Annotated in this window: 16 protein-coding genes and 2 tRNA genes; 9 read left to right on the top strand and 9 right to left on the bottom strand. The window is 34.5% G+C overall.

Features of this window, described 5'->3' with window-relative positions; translation table 11 throughout:
* Positions 1-60 precede the first annotated feature (60 nt).
* The 5 genes from ACZ2G0_RS07145 (at position 61) to ACZ2G0_RS07125 (ending at position 7443) form a co-directional block, all read left to right on the top strand.
* Positions 61-771 carry a DUF4369 domain-containing protein gene (locus ACZ2G0_RS07145; RefSeq protein ID WP_470309648.1) on the top strand — a complete coding sequence of 237 codons (711 nt, stop codon included), beginning with the start codon at positions 61-63 and terminating at the stop codon, positions 769-771.
* Positions 772-927: 156 nt separating this feature from the next.
* Positions 928-4986: a response regulator gene (locus ACZ2G0_RS07140; RefSeq protein ID WP_470309647.1), complete on the top strand. Its 4059-nt coding sequence runs from the start codon at positions 928-930 to the stop codon at positions 4984-4986.
* Positions 4987-5799 carry a CheR family methyltransferase gene (locus ACZ2G0_RS07135; protein WP_470309646.1) on the top strand — a complete coding sequence of 271 codons (813 nt, stop codon included), beginning with the start codon at positions 4987-4989 and terminating at the stop codon, positions 5797-5799.
* Positions 5799-6359, top strand: a complete 561-nt coding sequence (locus tag ACZ2G0_RS07130) for a chemotaxis protein CheB (RefSeq protein WP_470309645.1) — start codon at positions 5799-5801, stop codon at positions 6357-6359. Before ACZ2G0_RS07135 ends, ACZ2G0_RS07130 begins: the two co-directional genes overlap by 1 nt.
* Positions 6346-7443: a sensor histidine kinase gene (locus tag ACZ2G0_RS07125; RefSeq protein WP_470309644.1), complete on the top strand. Its 1098-nt coding sequence runs from the start codon at positions 6346-6348 to the stop codon at positions 7441-7443. Before ACZ2G0_RS07130 ends, ACZ2G0_RS07125 begins: the two co-directional genes overlap by 14 nt.
* Before the next feature lie 106 nt (positions 7444-7549).
* On the opposite strand, the gene ACZ2G0_RS07120 is transcribed toward ACZ2G0_RS07125, so the two are convergent.
* The 7 genes from ACZ2G0_RS07120 to idi all read right to left on the bottom strand — a co-directional run bounded on the left by ACZ2G0_RS07120 (position 7550) and on the right by idi (position 10690).
* Positions 7550-7623 (bottom strand) — tRNA-Thr (locus ACZ2G0_RS07120).
* A gap of 139 nt (positions 7624-7762) precedes the next feature.
* Positions 7763-7836: transfer RNA gene (locus ACZ2G0_RS07115), tRNA-Thr, on the bottom strand.
* A 78-nt stretch (positions 7837-7914) separates the two neighbouring features.
* Complete coding sequence (locus ACZ2G0_RS07110; RefSeq protein WP_072944384.1) at positions 7915-8181, bottom strand: hypothetical protein; 267 nt, start codon at positions 8179-8181, stop codon at positions 7915-7917.
* A gap of 57 nt (positions 8182-8238) precedes the next feature.
* Positions 8239-9201 carry a type I phosphomannose isomerase catalytic subunit gene (locus tag ACZ2G0_RS07105; protein ID WP_470309643.1) on the bottom strand — a complete coding sequence of 321 codons (963 nt, stop codon included), beginning with the start codon at positions 9199-9201 and terminating at the stop codon, positions 8239-8241.
* Between the two features lie 58 nt (positions 9202-9259).
* A complete protein-coding gene (locus tag ACZ2G0_RS07100; RefSeq protein ID WP_470309641.1) occupies positions 9260-9718 on the bottom strand; it encodes a peroxiredoxin in 459 nt (152 codons plus the stop codon).
* On the bottom strand, positions 9718-10128 hold the full coding sequence (locus tag ACZ2G0_RS07095) for a 6-pyruvoyl trahydropterin synthase family protein (protein ID WP_470309640.1): 411 nt from the start codon (positions 10126-10128) through the stop codon (positions 9718-9720). The genes ACZ2G0_RS07100 and ACZ2G0_RS07095 overlap by 1 nt, the downstream gene beginning before the upstream one ends.
* A gap of 34 nt (positions 10129-10162) precedes the next feature.
* Entirely contained in the window at positions 10163-10690 is a 528-nt protein-coding gene (idi, locus tag ACZ2G0_RS07090; protein WP_470309639.1) for an isopentenyl-diphosphate Delta-isomerase, read from the bottom strand.
* A gap of 368 nt (positions 10691-11058) precedes the next feature.
* Here idi and ACZ2G0_RS07085 point away from each other — a divergent pair, with 368 nt between their 5' ends.
* A complete protein-coding gene (locus tag ACZ2G0_RS07085) occupies positions 11059-12366 on the top strand; it encodes an amidohydrolase (protein WP_470309638.1) in 1308 nt (435 codons plus the stop codon).
* Between the two features lie 65 nt (positions 12367-12431).
* Here the strand turns inward: ACZ2G0_RS07085 and ACZ2G0_RS07080 are convergent, their stop codons facing one another.
* Entirely contained in the window at positions 12432-14009 is a 1578-nt protein-coding gene (locus ACZ2G0_RS07080; protein ID WP_470309637.1) for an NAD(P)/FAD-dependent oxidoreductase, read from the bottom strand.
* 152 nt (positions 14010-14161) lie between these two features.
* Between ACZ2G0_RS07080 and ACZ2G0_RS07075 the strand changes: the two genes are divergently transcribed.
* The 3 genes from ACZ2G0_RS07075 to ACZ2G0_RS07065 all read left to right on the top strand — a co-directional run bounded on the left by ACZ2G0_RS07075 (position 14162) and on the right by ACZ2G0_RS07065 (position 16317).
* Positions 14162-14404 carry a hypothetical protein gene (locus tag ACZ2G0_RS07075; RefSeq protein ID WP_470309636.1) on the top strand — a complete coding sequence of 81 codons (243 nt, stop codon included), beginning with the start codon at positions 14162-14164 and terminating at the stop codon, positions 14402-14404.
* Positions 14405-14585: 181 nt separating this feature from the next.
* Positions 14586-15341 carry a DUF547 domain-containing protein gene (locus ACZ2G0_RS07070; protein WP_470309635.1) on the top strand — a complete coding sequence of 252 codons (756 nt, stop codon included), beginning with the start codon at positions 14586-14588 and terminating at the stop codon, positions 15339-15341.
* Positions 15342-15378: 37 nt separating this feature from the next.
* Positions 15379-16317: a 1-acyl-sn-glycerol-3-phosphate acyltransferase gene (locus tag ACZ2G0_RS07065; RefSeq protein ID WP_470309634.1), complete on the top strand. Its 939-nt coding sequence runs from the start codon at positions 15379-15381 to the stop codon at positions 16315-16317.
* Position 16318: 1 nt separating this feature from the next.
* Here the strand turns inward: ACZ2G0_RS07065 and ACZ2G0_RS07060 are convergent, their stop codons facing one another.
* Positions 16319-17347, bottom strand: coding sequence for a VOC family protein (locus ACZ2G0_RS07060; RefSeq protein WP_470309633.1), 1029 nt, complete (start codon positions 17345-17347; stop codon positions 16319-16321).

The raw sequence follows: 17347 nt of genomic DNA, 5'->3' as shown, positions 1-17347 counted from the left end.
CTTGATTAAGTACCCACACATTCCAACTATTTTCTTTATTTTGCGGCAAAATTGAAACCAATGAAAAAAACCATTCTCGCTCTAGTAACACTGGCGATCGTAGCATCTTGTAATAAAACGGATTCCAAAACAAACGTTCATATCACTGGAAATATCAAAGGATTAAAAAATGGAACTTTGTATATCCAACGCATTGTTGACACTGCGCTTGTAGCAATAGACACCATTACTATTGACGGTAGCTCTACATTTACTAGTGACCTTGATTTGAAATCTCCCGAAATGCTTTATTTATTTTTGGATAGAGGGGTGAGTAACTCAATGGACAATAATTTAGTGTTTTTTGCTGAGCCAGGAAACATTACTATTGAAACTAATTTAGACTCCTATATTACCTCTGCAAAGGTAACAGGATCAAAAAATCATGAGCTTTATGACGAGTACAAAAAAATAAATAGTCGTTTTAAAGATGAAAATCTGACTTTATTAGAACAAAAATTTAAAGCGATCAAAAGACAAAATGCAAAAGCAATTGACAGCTTGACATTAAAACAAGATTCAAATACAAAGAGAAGTTATTTATTTGCAACTAATTTTGCCATCAATCATAGAGATTATGAAATAGCACCATATATTGCCTTATCTGAAATTTATGATATCAACATAAAATATTTAGATACCATTCAAAAGTCGATGACTCCAAAAGTAGCTAACTCCTTATATGGTAAAAAGCTAACTAATTACATCAACGAAATAAAAAAACAACAATAAACAATTGACTAAATAAAAAGCAAGAGCATTTCAGCACGTCTGAAATGCTCTTTTTTTATGAAACAAAATCAAAGAGTGTTCAAATGTAAATTTGTTTAAATAAAAAGCTAATGTCAAATAAAATAAATATCTTAGCTAGATAACCTACCAAGAACTATGTGGAACAAATTACCATTTAAGAGACAGATTATTTTAATTTTATTAATTCCAATTTCTGGATTAATCTATTTTAATATTTCACATCTGATAACAACTTACACTGATTATCAAAGAATTGATCACAGTTTAAAAAACTTAAATACAATTGCACAATTATCTAAAATAAAAACTTTGGTTAATGACGAAAGAATCCTTTTTGAGTATTCAAAATTCAATACGTCTAAAATACCGGACTTTCATACTAAAATAGCCGAAACATCAAGTTGGTTTTCATCCTATCAATCAACAGACACGACGGCCACAAAAAATATTTTGGCTGCCAAAGAAATCTTAGACGATTTACACGTCAACAAAAACAATACGGCACTACCCACCATCGAAGTCTACCGAAAGTACACTGATATAAACTCCATCATTAATAATTTAATCGATCGAGAAATTATTTATTGTGAAGACGTAGAACTTGCCAAACTTGCCAATAATTTACGATGCTATATTGAGACAAAAGCAGCGGCAAATTTTTTAAGAGGAGTGATATTAGATAAATTAACTCAAGTAAACACAGCCACTACTGATGTTACCTTGTATTACGACAATGCAATAAACATTAATAAAAACGCTGACTTCAAGCTTACTCTTTTCAATTCAATTGATAACAACGAAGTAATATTAAAATATAAAAATAGTACCGAATTCAAGTTGTTTTTATCCACTGCAGCAGCCGTGATGAACAACTCCATCAAGATAACACCTGAATCATGGTGGAAAACTTCAACCGCAGTAAACGATAATTTGAAATCTCTGAGGGATAAAAAGGTGAATTATATAATCCAATACGCACATCAGCAAGAGAAGGTAGTTTTTAACAGAACGATTATAACCTGTTTTTTTCTGATTTTACTTTTATTGACAACCGCTCTTTTAGTTTACAAATTGATACGTAAAACTTCTACTGCCTTAAATGTAATCACGACCTCTATAAAAAAACTAGCAGTAGGTGACAGCAAATTAACCAACCAATTAACCGGAAACAAAGAATTCAATGCCATTAATTTCTCCCTAAACAGTCTTGTGCATGCTATAAAAGAACAAGTCGATTTGTCTGAGAAAATCAGTCATGGAAATTTTGGTGATCAAATTGGATTACGCAGCAAAGTAGATATTTTAAACAAATCACTAAATACCATGTCACTTGATTTGAAAAAATTTAATGACGAAGCTATTGAGAACAACTTGTTGAAAAAAAATATCATTGAAATCAATAAAATTATTATCGATTCTAAAACTATCAAAGAATTTGGATCAAATCTTTGCGAAGCATTAATCAATCAAACTAATTCGTGTCAAGCTAGTTTTTACATGACCGACTATTTGGAGAAGCAAGATCGCTTATTAAAGATGGGAACTTATGCAGGAAATAGTGACACGCCTGAAATAATAAAAATAGGAGAAGGTCTTATAGGAGAAGCTGCAAAAAACAACAAGCAAAAATATTTTAGTGACTTAGACTACACCTATTCTTCTATAAGTTCCTCTTTAGGCGCATCGGCAATTTACAACATTTTGATTACACCGATAGCCTATAAAAATAAGGTGATGGCAGTTATTGAACTTGGATCGTTACACCATTTTACTAATGCTGACCAATTGCTACTAGCTACACTCCAAGAAACCATTGGAAGCGCTCTCGAAGTATTCATCAGGAACGAAGAGTTGAAAGCTTCCGTCGAAGAGATTAACCGTAAAAACAGTATTTTAGTTGTCCAAGAAGAGGAGCTACGACAAAACAATGAAGAATTAAACAAAAACGCTCAATTACTACAACAGTCTGAGGAAGAGTTGAAAAATCAAGCAGCTGAACTAGAACAAACGAATGCTTATTTGGAGGAAAAAGGAAGAGAGCTCGAAAATAAAAATCATGAGATAGAGAAAAAAAATAGCGATTTAATTATCGCTCAAGAAGAATTAAACATCAAATCCGATGAAATCGCAAAAGCGAGTTCTTATAAATCAGAGTTTTTAGCTAACATGTCACATGAATTACGAACGCCATTAAATAGTATCCTTATCTTATCTGATTTATTAAAAGACAATACAGCTGGAAATTTAAGTACTGCACAAATTGAAAACTTATCCGTGATTAATTCCTCAGGAAAGGATTTATTGAATCTAATTACTGATATTTTAGACATCTCCAAAATAGAGGCTGGAAAAGTAGAAATTTATCCCGAAGAAACAGTCGTAGAGCGCATATTCTCTGACATGGATAGCTTGTTCAGGGTACAAATGCAGAAAAAGAATATTATCTTCACTACTAAAATTACTGATGATTGTCCAAAAGCATTGTTTACTGATATTGGAAAAATCGAACAAGTGCTGAAGAATTTTTTATCTAATGCAATGAAATTCACTCCAAATAGCGGGACAGTATCCATGACCTTTGGGCAACCGGATCAAGATTATCAATTCACCTCTTCGACTCTCGCTACACTACCAACTAATGCTATTTTAGCCATTACAATAAAGGACAGTGGTATTGGAATTTCCGAGGAAAATAAGAAAAAATTATTTCAAAGTTTTCAGCAAGCAGATAGCTCTACTAGTCGCAAATATGGCGGAACTGGGCTTGGGCTCTATATCTCGAAACAGCTCGCCTATTTAATGGGAGGAGAAGTCTTTTTTGACAGCATCCTTAATCAAGGAAGTACTTTTGGCGTTTTAATACCCGCTCGATATCCAACAACAACTTCCGAACATACAGAGATAGTGCTTCCGCAAAAAATGGAAGAAAGAACAATCGAAAGCGAATATCCTAATCCAAATGATGAATTTGTTGATCTATCAGCCGACATCGCAGATGATAGAAACAAAGCCGGTATTGACGACAAAACAATTTTAATTATCGAAGACGATCCATCATTTGCCGAGGTACTACTTCAGGTAGCACATAACAATGGGTTCAAAGCCATTATAGCGCATCAAGGTGAAACTGGTTTTCAATACGCCAAGAAGTACAAACCAAAAGCAATTATTCTGGATATGAAATTACCCGGAATAGATGGATGGACCGTTTTAAAATGGCTCAAAGACGACAAGGAGCTTCAACACATTCCCGTTCACGTAATGTCCGGAATGAAGAGAGAAAAATTAGCCAAGGAAATGGGTGCATTTGATTTCTTAGTAAAACCAATTACTCCCGAAAAACTAAAAGCGGCATTTGAATCTATTGACAACCAAATAAACAAAGTCTTTAAAAAAATACTAGTACTCGAAGACGACGAAAAACTCAACTATTCTATTAAGCAACTGCTGCATTCCAATGACAATAACGTAATTTGCTTACAAGCCTACTCTAGACAGGAAGCAGAAACCATTTTGAGAAATGATGATATAGATTGTGCCATTGTTGACCTTGGACTACCTGATTCTGATAACATCAAAGCAGTATCGCAACTTAAGTCTATTTCAAAAAACAGAGATATAAAAATTATTATTAATACCGGAAAATCATTATCGGAGCAAGAGCAATTAGAATTAGAAAAAAGTGTAGACAGTATCATTATTAAAACTAATAATGCGACGGAACGCCTCAAAGATGAATTGCTGCTGTTTTTAAATAAAATAGAAACCACCACTGAAACAAGTTACGTTGCAGCACCTAACCTTGCGGGAGGTGAAGTATTAAAAGACAAAAACATTCTAATTGTAGATGATGATATTAGAAACATTTACGCTTTATCAGCAGCGCTTACTGGCAAAGGCGCCAACATTACTACAGCATTTAACGGTATCGAAGCGTTAGAAGCTTTGGAAAACAATGGTAATACGGATATCGTTTTAATGGACATCATGATGCCCGAAATGGATGGCTTTGAAGCAACACGAAAAATCAGGGAAAATATACGCTGGAAAAACCTACCAATTATTGCTTTAACTGCTAAAGCCATGAAAGGAGATCGTGACGAAATCATAAATGCAGGAGCATCGGATTATCAATCTAAACCCATTGATATTCAAAAACTTATTTCATTAATTAGTATCTGGATTTATAAATAAATGCTACATTTATCTGACTTAGACGAATTGCTCTTTGCAATACAAAAGCGATTTGATTATGATTTTTCTAATTATTCTAAAGCGTCAATGCTTAGGAGAATTAATCGGTTTATGGACTTAAACGGAATGAAAAATAGTGTGGATTTGACATTTGAGCTTGTCAATAATCCCATCATTTTTAAAACGTTTATTAACGAAATTGTAGTGAATGTTAGTGAGTTTTTTAGAGACCCTAGTTTTTACAAATCATTAGTAGATAGCGTTTTTCCTTATTTAGACAGCTATCCTAATATTACTATTTGGAGTGCAGGCTGCTCTTTTGGTGAAGAGACCTACTCACTCAATATTTTATTAAAAGAAAACAACCTTATTCATAAAACACGATTATACGCCACTGACATTAGCAGTAATGCAATCGAAAAATCGCGCAAAGGCATATACTCTAATATCAACTTTAAAGAATACACTAAAAACTATTTTGACTGTGGTGGAAAAAACTCTTTAAACGATTATTTCGTATCTGATGGAAAGGATTCAATTATTAATTCAGAATTAAAGGAAAACATTCTATTTACCAATCATAATTTAGTTACTGACGGCGTGTTTAAGGAATGCCAACTTATATTATGCCGCAACGTATTAATCTATTTTGATAATGAATTGCAAGACAAAGTTTTAAAACTATTTTATGCTAGTTCACCTATTCATGGTTTCTTAGTGTTAGGTAAAAAAGAATCATTACGTTTTAGTAGTATTTATGCTAATTTTAAAGAGATCGATGCAAATGAGAAAATATATCAAAAAATAAAATAATGGCAGAGGTAATTCTTATTGGTGGATCAGCAGGCGCATTCAATTGTATACTCTCAATTTTAAAAGGAATTGACAGATCATTAGATATACCTATTGTTGTCATTTTACATCGATTAAAAAACGCCGAAACTAACTTTGAATCTATTTTACAAATGAATACCCATTATACTGTAAAAGAAATCGAAGATAAAGAACCCATTCAAAGGGGAATGCTCTACACAGCACCGCCAGACTATCACGTATTCCTGGAAGAGGATCGTACTCTTTCATTGGACGTTTCTGAAGCCGTAAATTATAGCCGCCCTTCAATAGATGTGATTTTTGAATCTTTTTCTTTAGTATTGAAAGAAAAATGCATGGGTATCCTTTTATCAGGAGCGAATGGTGATGGAGCAAAAGGTTTACAACTCATGGCTGAATTAAATGGTAAAACAGTCATACAAGATTGCATAGAAGCTGACTTTAATAACATGCCCAAAGCTGCAAAAGCTAGATACAAACAACACCAAGAACTAACCATAGAAAATATTATAAAATTACTTAATAATGAGTACAAGTAAAAAAAAGCACACTTTATTATTGATTGACGACATGCCAGCCAATTTGATTTCTTTAAAAAGTATGCTAGAAAATGAGAACCGAGAAATCATTTGTTGCTTATCTGCTAATGAAGGCCTACAAGTATTATTAAAAGAAAAAATTTCTTTAATTCTAGTAGATGTTCAAATGCCAGAAATGGATGGTTACGAATTTGTGGAAATTATAAAACAACACCCTAATACCTCTAATATCCCCACAATTTTTGTAACTGCAATAAGCGATGAACCAAAACATATTAATAAAGCATATGACTTAGGAGCTATTGATTTTCTATTTAAACCATTAGTAACTGAGGTAACTCGAAAAAAAGTAGATTCCTTCCTGAGAATTTGGGATTATGATCAAGAATTAAAGAAAGTAAACAATCAATTACTTGAAAAGAATAAAGAATTAGAGCAATTTGCTAATATCATCGCACACGATTTAAAAACCCCATTAGGCAACATTAAATCATTGATAGAGTTTATTGAGGAAGATCACATTCTAGACCTAAACGAAGGTGCTTCAGATTTATTTGAAATGGTAAAATCATCCGCATCTTCCATGTCAAAATTAATTGATGATTTGCTTTATTATTCTAAAAATGTAGAGAATAACGAAGGGAAAATGGATGTACAAATTCAAGCAGAAGTCGAAGCTGTCATTAAATTAATTCGTATTGATAACGAGATTCAAATTGATAAAATTAATTTAAATCACAGGATAGCGTTTCAACCCATCGCATTTAAGCAAATTATTCAAAATTTAATTTCGAATGCCATTAAATACAATGATAAGGAAGTAACTAAAATTACGATTACCTACTCCCAAGAAGAAAGAACGATTACAATCCAAGATAATGGACCTGGTATTCCAGCAGGACAAGAAACAAAAGTCTTTGACATGTTTTATACTTTAGGCCAAACTTCAAGAGGTGATTCTAGTACAGGAATTGGATTGAACCTAGTAAAAAAATTAGCGGAACGCAATAACGCAACAGTTCATTTTAACGCGAATAGATCAGAAGGAGCTGAAGTTGTTATATCCAATGTAGAGCAACGCTAAAAATAGCTTTAATCGCAAAAAAAGGAATTAGATGAACTCTAATTCCTTTTTTTATTTAGTAGCCTATAAAAAAAACCACCTAACAAAGTTAGATGGTTTTAGGATGAGCCGGCGGAGGGACTCGAACCCACGACCTGCTGATTACAAATCAGCTGCTCTAGCCAACTGAGCTACGCTGGCGTCTCATTTCGAGTGCAAATATAATGATGAATTTTAATTCTCCAAAGTAAAAGCTATTTATTTTAAAATTCTTTTTTCTCCTCTTAAAAAGAGCCAAAATAAAAAAACCACCTAACAAAAGTTAGATGGCTTTACGATGAGCCGGCGGAGGGACTCGAACCCACGACCTGCTGATTACAAATCAGCTGCTCTAGCCAACTGAGCTACGCTGGCGTCTCATTACGGGTGCAAATATACAGATCAATTCGTGTTTTCCAAATAAAATCTATATTTTTTTATCGTTTTTTTTGACTACAATTCGTTGATTTTAGCAATCAATTGATTTGCAGTTTGTTCCAATTCTACATTGATTTGTTTGAAGTGTGCTTTTTTGTTTTCAACATTTTTAGCATTCACTTTTGCGATCAAAACATCAAAAGCAGCGATAGCTTCGTCAATTAAATCATTAGTTTCTGTTGTTGGTTTTCCAGTTGTAGAAATTTCGAACAAGTAAACTGCTTCAATAATATCTCCAAGTACGTAGTTAATGTCTTTTTTTAAATTCTTAACGTTTGCCATTTTTATTTAAATTTTAATTTGCGTTTGCAAAAGTACATATAATCTTTCTATTAGCGACTATGAAATGTAAATTTCTAAAATTGAAGCTTTTCCATTTAAAAGATAGGATGGAATCGAAGCTGGAATCAAAACCGTATCACCTGTTTCGTAGCGATAACTTACAGCATCATAGTCAATTGAAAAACTTCCTGCTACACACATATACACTCTAAAAGAAGCAGTTGTTTTATCAACCGACAACTCCCCATCCAGCGGAATAAAATTAGTTATGAAATAAGGACAATCCACAATAGTGTTCGACTCGTTAACCAAATCCGTATATGGTTTGCGCGTATCTATTTTATTATAATTAATCGCTTCTAATGCTAAATCTATATGCAACTCTCTTGTATTTCCATTAGCATCTTTTCTATCAAAATCATATAAACGATACGTGATATCTGAGGTTTGTTGAATTTCGGCTATTACCAATCCAGCTCCAATAGCGTGAACGGTTCCTGTTTCAAGAAAAAAAGCATCTCCTTCCTTAACTTTTACAGTATCAAGAAGAGAAAGCAATTGTTTATTATTCAAATGCGCTACATACTCAGCTGCATTAGAATCTTTTTGAAATCCTACAATAATACGTGCATCCGCATCGGCTTGCATGACATACCACATTTCAGTTTTACCAAATGAGTTGTGTCTCTCTTGAGCCAAAGCATCATTTGGATGCACCTGAATAGATAAATCTTCCCTAGCATCAAGGAATTTAAATAATAACGGAAACTGTTTGCCAAAAGTCTCATATACTGAGCTACCCAGAACTTCTACTGGAGACGCATTGATAATATCTACAAGCGATTTGCCTTTAAGTGCACCATTTGACACCACACTTATATCACCTTCAACAGCAGACAACTCCCAACTTTCTCCCGTAGTATTTGAGTTGATGGATTTATTAAGAAGTGTTTTTAGCTTTTTTCCTCCCCAAATTCTTTCTTTTAAAATGGGTTCAAACTGTAAAGGGTATAAATACATGTGTACGATTTATTAGCACAATGCCAAGATTAAGGATGGCAAAGATAGGTACTGTTTTTTACTTTACAGCGCTTTTAATAGCTCTAAGTGCTTTTGGAATATGATTAGCGGCCATCATATTATTGAAAACCATAATAATGATTCCGTTTTTATCCGCAACGTACGTCACCCTACCTGGAAGCATACCAAACAAAGCTTTTGGTACTCCAAATAGTTTTTGGATTTTTTTGTTCTCATCAGATAGCAGAATAAACGGTAATTTATATTGCTTTTGGAATTTTTCATGAGAAGCTAGACCATCGCTACTGATTCCGATAACTTCAGCACCTAACACTTTAAAATCCTCATATTTATCTCTAAAACTACAAGCTTGAGCTGTACATTGAGAGGTGTTATCTTTGGGGTAAAAATAAATAACTACAGGCGTTTGACCAACTACTGATGAGCTGGAAAAAGTAGAACCATCTACTCGCAATGCTGAAAAATCAGGAATTTTATCTCCTACTTGTAGTGCCATTATAATCCTTTATAAGTTACAAAATTGCGTGGTGTTTCATAGAGAACAACTTCTAGATCAAATCTTTCTTCCATTTTGACCCTTAGTTTATTCCAAATCACAACCGCTATATTTTCAGCTGTTGGATTTAAATCTTGAAAATCAGGAACGTCTAAGTTCAGGTTTTTGTGATCAAATTTATTTTCTATTTCTTCTTTGATCAGATCAGCTAAGATTTTTACATCCATTACAAAACCAGTTTCAGGATCTATATCACCGGTTACATTAACGATTAATTCGTAATTATGTCCATGATAATTGGGGTTATTACACTTACCAAAAATAAGGTCGTTTTTTTCAAAAGTCCAATCTTTTCGATATAATCTGTGCGCTGCGTTAAAATGTGCTTTTCTACTTATTGTAACCCTCATCGTGATTTATTGTTATAAAAAATTATAGAAACCTTTAAATTTTGTGGTCTTCCAAGAAATGATAGAATTCATCAAAAATAATCTTGAACCACACTGTATATTGCTCTGGAGATGAAACCATATCTGCTTTGACGTCATCAATTCCCATCCATTTCCACGCTTCAACTTCTTCGGGATTTATTGACGGGGCTTCATTATAATAGCCAATCATCACATGATCCAATTCATGCTCTGTCAAGCCGTTATCAAATGGAGCTTTGTAGATAAAATGGAAAAGTTCTTTTAGTTCAGCTTTAAATCCCATTTCTTCAAATAAGCGACGGCTACCCGCCTGAATATTGGTTTCACCAGCGCGTTGATGACTACAACAGGTATTAGTCCATAACAAAGGCGAATGATATTTATGATGCGCTCTTTGCTGCAGCATGATTTCATTTTTACTATTTAAAATAAAAACAGAAAAAGCGCGATGCAAAACTGCTTTTTCATGAGCTTCCAATTTTGGCATAAGCCCAATTTGTTCGTCTTGCTCGTTTACTAATATTACGTTTTCTTCTATCATAGGATTGTTTAGCCCAACAAAAATACAAAAAAAAGGCAGACATCATTGTGCCTTTTAACGTTCTATTTCGAATTGTTCAACAGTTGCTATTTTGCTTTTTCGACCTATTTTGCAAAGTACAATCAATCAAATCTAAAATTTATTTCTACCATTTATCAAAGTTCAATTATTGCGTTTTACAAAGTTAAACGCCAAAATCATAGTTGGCAATTGAGTATTCAAGTCAATCCTCTTTTAGCTAGTACGACTTTACAGAAAAAACAAAACTAACTATCACAACTCCATAGCTTAAAAATAGTTTTTGCCTATATTTGTTTGATTGCCTTTAAGGTCAAACCGATAATAAAACGTTTCTAAACTAAACCAACATGAATAAAATTATAGCAAGCAGTATTCTTCTTTTAACACTTTATAGTGGTAATGCTCAAAATAGCGCATTAAAAACAAAGATCAGCACCAAAGCCGAGGCAATCGAATCCAAAGTAATTGAGTGGCGAAGAGACTTTCACCAGAATCCAGAATTGGGTAATCGCGAATTTAAAACTGCTGAAAAAATTGCTGCTCATTTACGATCACTTGGAATCGAGGTTCAAACTGGTGTTGCTAAAACAGGCGTTGTTGGAATATTAAAAGGAGGAAAACCTGGTCCTGTAGTAGCACTTAGAGCCGACATCGATGCCTTGCCTGTAAAGGAAAGAGTCAACATTCCGTTTGCGTCAAAGGTGGAGGGAGAATACAACGGACAAAAGGTTAGCGTCATGCACGCTTGTGGTCACGACACCCATACCGCAATGCTTATGGGAACGGCAGAAGTTTTAGCCTCGATAAGAAAAGACCTTAAAGGAACCGTGAAATTCATCTTTCAACCTTCGGAAGAAGGCGCTCCTGATGGCGAAGAAGGTGGAGCGGAATTGATGGTAAAAGAAGGTGTCCTTTTGAATCCTAAAGTTGATGTAATATTTGGATTGCATATCAATGCCCAAACCGAGGTGGGTACTATAAAATACCGTCCAGAAGGTACTATGGCTGCATCGGATTGGTTCAAAATAAAAATTAGTGGTAAACAAACGCATGGTGCGTATCCTTGGTTAGGTATCGACCCAATTGTTACCGCTTCACAAATTGTTCTCGGCTTACAAACAATCATCAGCAGAAATCTAAATATCGCCGAAACTGGTGCTGTAATTAGCGTAGGTAAAATTGATGCTGGAGTTCGAAGCAATGTAATTCCTGAGGAACTGACCATGAACGGAACAATTCGTACCCTCGATAGTAAGGTACAAGATATGATACATAAAAGAGTAAAGGAAGTAGTCAATGCTATTGCCGAAAGTGCTGGAGCCAAAGCAGATATTGTTATTACGAAACAAACATTGGTCACATACAATGACCCTAATTTAACAGAGAAAATGCTTCCTACCTTAAGAGGTTTGGCAGGGAAAGACAAAGTAGTGTTAACTCCTGCAGTGATGGGTGCTGAAGATTTTTCGTTTTACCAAGATAAAATTCCTGGTTTGTATTTCTTTTTAGGTGGCGCTCCAAAAGGAAAACCAATTTCAGAAACGGCACCTCATCATACACCCGACTTTTATATCGATGAAAGCGGATTTGTATTGGGTGTAAAAACAATGGCAAATCTTGCCGTAGATTATATGGAAATGCAATCAAAAAAATAACTACTTAAACTACTTTTCCAGCGCTTACCAAAACGTAAAAGCTGGAAAAGTAAAAATTGATTTGATTAGTGATTTAACACACTATCTCCTAATGAAGCAGCGATCATTTGTGCACATTTTTCTCCGTCAATAGCTGCAGAAATGATTCCGCCTGCATAACCCGCTCCTTCACCACAAGGATACAATCCTTTTATTTGCAAATGCTCATAAGTTATTGGATCTCTGGGGATACGAACCGGTGACGAAGTTCTCGATTCAGGCGCGTGTAAAATCGCTTCGTTGGTCAAATAACCACGCATTGATTTTCCAAACTCCGTAAATCCTTCGCGTAATATTTGCGTTAAAAAACCAGGGAAAACTTGACCTAATTCCACTGACGTGGTACCAGGAACATATGATGTTTTAGGAATATCAGTTGAAATTTTCGACTTTGTAAAGTCAATCATGCGCTGCGCAGGTACTTTTTGAGTTTCCCCTGCAAGCTGCCATGCTTTTTGTTCTATACTTTTTTGGAATTCCAAACCAGCCAGAGCACCATACTTCGCAAAAGGTTTATAATCTTCTAGCTTTAATTCAACCACAATTCCAGAGTTAGCAGTCGCTTGATCTCTTTTAGACGGCGACCATCCGTTAGTAACAACCTCGCCCGGACTTGTCGCACAAGGTGCAATTATTCCGCCGGGACACATACAAAAAGAGTACATTCCCCTACCTCCTACTTGCTTGACAATACTGTAAGGTGCAGGCGGTAATAATTCCCCTCGGTAATCACAACTGTACTGAATACTGTCAATCAAAGATTGTGGATGCTCCGCTCTAACGCCCAAGGCAAAGGGTTTCGCTTCGATAAAAACTTTTTTTCTGTCTAATAATTCAAAAATATCTCTGGCCGAATGTCCTGTGGCTAAAATCAATTTATTAGCAACTATCGTCTCTCCACGATTAGTTAGCACACCTTCAATCTCGTTATTTTTGATTAGAATATCAGTCACTCTCGTTTCAAACAAAACCACACCGCCACACTCAATTATTTTCTCTCGAATATCTTGAATAATTTGGGGCAGCTTATTTGTACCAATATGCGGATGTGCATCCACAAGAATATCTGGAGTTGCGCCATAAGCTACTAACAATTCTAAAATACGTGTGACGTCTCCTCTTTTTTTAGAACGGGTATATAATTTACCATCTGAGTAGGTTCCTGCTCCTCCTTCTCCAAAACAATAATTCGAATCCTCATTGACAAGGTGATCTACATTTATGGCTTTCAAATCACGACGACGACCTCTAACATCCTTTCCTCGCTCGATTACTATAGGCTTTAAGCCCAGCTCTATCAACTGCAAAGCTGCAAATAATCCAGCAGGACCAGCACCTACAACAATCACTTCCTGCTGACTAGCCACATTAGGATACTCAGGCAACCTAATTTTTGATTCCTCAATTGCATCTCCTACTAAGTAAATCAGTACTTTCAAATTGATCTTGATCGCTTTTTGACGTGCATCGATAGAGCGCTTCAAAACAACGACTTGTTGAATCGTTTTGGGAGCAACTTTTAGTTGCTTTCCAAGGTATTCTTTGAGCAAAATTTCATTTGCAGCTATTTCTGGTGTTACCTGTACTAAGAGTTCTTGAGCCATTCTCGTTCTTGTAATGCATTATTGTTTCAAAATATTCTAAAACAGGTTGCAAAAATACAGTTTTGAAGTGGATTTTATTCTTTGTTGACTGTCTTTTCAATTTAACACCATAAACTTTGTAACTTTGTTTACTAACTATTTATTATTTGAAGATGTCCAGACAAATAAAATTAATATGGGATTTTAGAGGTCCTGCAGCCGCAAAAACAGCTGAACACCATGAAATTCACTTAAAAGAATTTATAGCTATTGAAAAATTTCCTCTCACTATTACTGGATTTGAGGTAAAAGGCGAAATGCAAGCATTGGCATTCATGGTCGTTACTGATGAGTATATGATACAAGTTAGGGATACTTTAAAACCACATCGCGGTGAACTATACAATGAAAACTAACACGCATAACTGCTTAATAGCAAAACTATAAACTAAAAAAGCATTCCTTATCTCGGCAATTTTTATTGTAATATGTAAATGATAAACTGCTACTTTAAAAAAGTTAATGTTTTCCCATTTTCACTTTATCAAAAACTTATCAACGTAAATTACGTACATAGTTAAAACAAAACATATTATCATGAAAAAAATTCTCACAATACTTTTGCTGTTAACCATTCAGTTTGGTTTTTCACAAACAACAGACTACATCGCTATCTCAAAAAAACTAGTAGAGGCTGCCAAAACTAAAAACATAAAGGAGGCCACCAATTATATGGACCTCATTGCTAAGGCCGATGAAAACACATTAATTAAGCAATTAGAAGGTGATACTGCAAAAAAAGCTTTTTTTATCAATGTGTATAACGGTTTTACCAATATTTCGCTACGCAAAAATCCAGAGCAATATAAGGACAGAGGAGCATTTTTTAAATCCGAACAATTTGTAATTGCAGGAAATAAGGTGAGCTTAGATATTATCGAACACGGTTTTTTAAGAAGATCGAGCATTAAATGGAGTTTAGGAACTTTACACAAACTTTTCCCGTCTAAACTAGATCAAAAATTTCGAGTGAAAGATGTAGATTACCGCATTCACTTTAGTTTAAACTGTGGAGCTAAAAGTTGTCCTCCTGTTGGAATGTATGATGCGAAAAATTTAGAAGAACAATTGAATGCTTCAACAGACAAATACTTAAAAGGGAATACCACTTATAATAAAGAAAAAAACACCTTAGAAGTCCCTGCTTTAATGAGTTGGTTTAGAGGTGATTTTGGTTGCAAAAAAGGAGTCATCAAAATTTGTAAACAATTCAAAATAATTCCAAACGATGCAAAGCCTGATTTAAGTTACAAAGACTATGATTGGACAATAGCCTTGGATAACTTTTTATAAGCCTAAAATTAATTCAGACTCATAAATAACATATAATTTGTATTCATTTTTTAAATTAGGAGCACAATTAGCAATGCAAATTTATTGCAGTAAAACTGTTGTAAATTTTGATAAGAATACGACTTTTAATCATCCGAAAATAATTGGGGCTAATCACCCCAATTCTTTTTTTGACGCTATAGTCATTGCCGTCAGCTATCCTAAGCCTATTTATTTCCTGGCAAGAGGAGATGCTTTCGATAAACCCATTGTAGCTAAGTTTTTAACTGCACTACACCTCATTCCAATTTACAGACTTAGCGAAGGAAAAAGTAACCTAGGAAAAAATGAGGACACATTTAAACGCTGTTTGGATTTATTAAAGAAAAACCAAACCATATTGATTTTCTCAGAAGGCTTATGCGTTAATGAATGGAAATTAAGACCTTTAAAAAAAGGTAGCGGTCGATTAGCTTTAATGGCTATTCAAGAGGCAATTCCTAATGTAAAAATTCAACCTACAAACCTAAACTACTCCTCATTTAGTTCCAATCCAAAACAAGTTTTGGTGAATTTTAACGCTGAATTTGAAGTTACATTAAAGGACAAGGAATCCGAGTTTTACCATAACTTCAATCAAAAACTAAAAGAAGGTTTGACCGAAAATCTGATCATCCAATCAGAAAAAGAAAAGATTCACTTATTTACAAGACCTACATCGGTTCTAAAAAAAGTACTGTTATTCCTTCCTGCTGGTATAGGCTATGCCCTTAATTGGGGAATTTATCATGTTTTTAAAAACATTGCGTACAAAAAAACCAAAAATACCGTATTTTACGACTCGGTTCTTTTTGGCTTATTGTTGATTTTTTATCCTGTCATCGTACTACTGCTTTCAGTAATAGTTGGACTGCTTTTTAACGCTACGGTCGCAATAATCGTGTTTTTGAGTTTTCCGCTATCCGCTTGGTGTTACTCGCAGTACAAAGGAAATTAATTTATTTGACCTTACTTAAAGCTAGCATTTTAATCATCCATTTAGGCAATGGTTTCTCTTGATCTCGTTTTCGTAAATCTAAAAACCATCCTATTTTTTTCAAAATTGGAACTTTGTGGGTTTCGACTAATTCAATTAAGGTACCATCAGGATCTTCGACATAACAAAAACGACCTGAGGCGTTATCCATTTCAAAAGTATTATTGCTGTCAACGGTGAAGAAATAGTGATGGCTTTCGGCATGATTTTTTAAACTATCCATGTCTAAAACATCAAAACACAAGTGAATAAAACCACAATCGCCCCAAAAACGGTTTTCGTATATTTTTTTAGCGACTTTGCCTTTGACCTGCACTAACTCGATAGTTACATCGCCCAGTAATTTATTAAAAGCACCCTTTCCTGTGGCTTTTTTACTAAGACCAACTTTATGATACGAAAGTCCATCTTGTTTGTATTCAAAATCATAAAGAACCGTATCAATTCCAATTACATTTTGGTAAAAAAACAGCGACTTTTCCATGTTTGAAACACCAATAACACCACCTACTACACCACCTAAATCATGATTACCTGATTGAAACCAATCTTGTGAAGGGATTATTTTAAATGTATTTTTATTAGCATCCGTTGCCCAAAAATAGCTCCCACTATCTGGACAGTCTACGATAGCTGAAACTTCAATTTCTTTTGTATGCTGTAATCTTGCGTATGAGGTTTTTAGATTCGCTGATTTTAAAATCACAGCATTGATTCCTAGATCACCTACTTCAATTGGCTGTGATTCCGATGGTGTTCTGTTTAAATATTGCCATATTTCTAAGCCGCCACCACCTTGAAGATTCATCGTTAAAATGGCTCGGCGATTATAAACTGCCCCTCCTGTATACTGCGTCATCAAAGCAGCCTTGGCCTCATCGTCAAAGATTAAAACATCCATTCCAAATAAGTGCTTGTACATGTGCATTGCAGCTGGTGCATTAGCCACTCCTATTCCTACTTGTTGAATCCCTGATAAAAATTGATGCAT

Source organism: Flavobacterium sp. KKT103 (assembly GCF_055640565.1).
The sequence above is the reverse complement of the archived record's forward strand: the minus strand, read 5'-3'. Positions and strand labels throughout refer to the sequence as shown.

Coding starts and splice junctions, on each gene's coding strand:
- idi (WP_470309639.1), bottom strand. CDS start 10,690: ATGATAGAAGAAAACGTAATATTAGTAAACGAGCAAGACGAACAAATT.
- ACZ2G0_RS07100 (WP_470309641.1), bottom strand. CDS start 9,718: ATGGCACTACAAGTAGGAGATAAAATTCCTGATTTTTCAGCATTGCGA.
- ACZ2G0_RS07135 (WP_470309646.1), top strand. CDS start 4,987: ATGCTACATTTATCTGACTTAGACGAATTGCTCTTTGCAATACAAAAG.
- ACZ2G0_RS07130 (WP_470309645.1), top strand. CDS start 5,799: ATGGCAGAGGTAATTCTTATTGGTGGATCAGCAGGCGCATTCAATTGT.
- ACZ2G0_RS07060 (WP_470309633.1), bottom strand. CDS start 17,347: ATGCATCAATTTTTATCAGGGATTCAACAAGTAGGAATAGGAGTGGCT.
- ACZ2G0_RS07080 (WP_470309637.1), bottom strand. CDS start 14,009: ATGGCTCAAGAACTCTTAGTACAGGTAACACCAGAAATAGCTGCAAAT.
- ACZ2G0_RS07110 (WP_072944384.1), bottom strand. CDS start 8,181: ATGGCAAACGTTAAGAATTTAAAAAAAGACATTAACTACGTACTTGGA.
- ACZ2G0_RS07070 (WP_470309635.1), top strand. CDS start 14,586: ATGAAAAAAATTCTCACAATACTTTTGCTGTTAACCATTCAGTTTGGT.
- ACZ2G0_RS07095 (WP_470309640.1), bottom strand. CDS start 10,128: ATGAGGGTTACAATAAGTAGAAAAGCACATTTTAACGCAGCGCACAGA.
- ACZ2G0_RS07105 (WP_470309643.1), bottom strand. CDS start 9,201: ATGTATTTATACCCTTTACAGTTTGAACCCATTTTAAAAGAAAGAATT.
- ACZ2G0_RS07140 (WP_470309647.1), top strand. CDS start 928: ATGTGGAACAAATTACCATTTAAGAGACAGATTATTTTAATTTTATTA.
- ACZ2G0_RS07085 (WP_470309638.1), top strand. CDS start 11,059: ATGAATAAAATTATAGCAAGCAGTATTCTTCTTTTAACACTTTATAGT.
- ACZ2G0_RS07145 (WP_470309648.1), top strand. CDS start 61: ATGAAAAAAACCATTCTCGCTCTAGTAACACTGGCGATCGTAGCATCT.
- ACZ2G0_RS07125 (WP_470309644.1), top strand. CDS start 6,346: ATGAGTACAAGTAAAAAAAAGCACACTTTATTATTGATTGACGACATG.
- ACZ2G0_RS07075 (WP_470309636.1), top strand. CDS start 14,162: ATGTCCAGACAAATAAAATTAATATGGGATTTTAGAGGTCCTGCAGCC.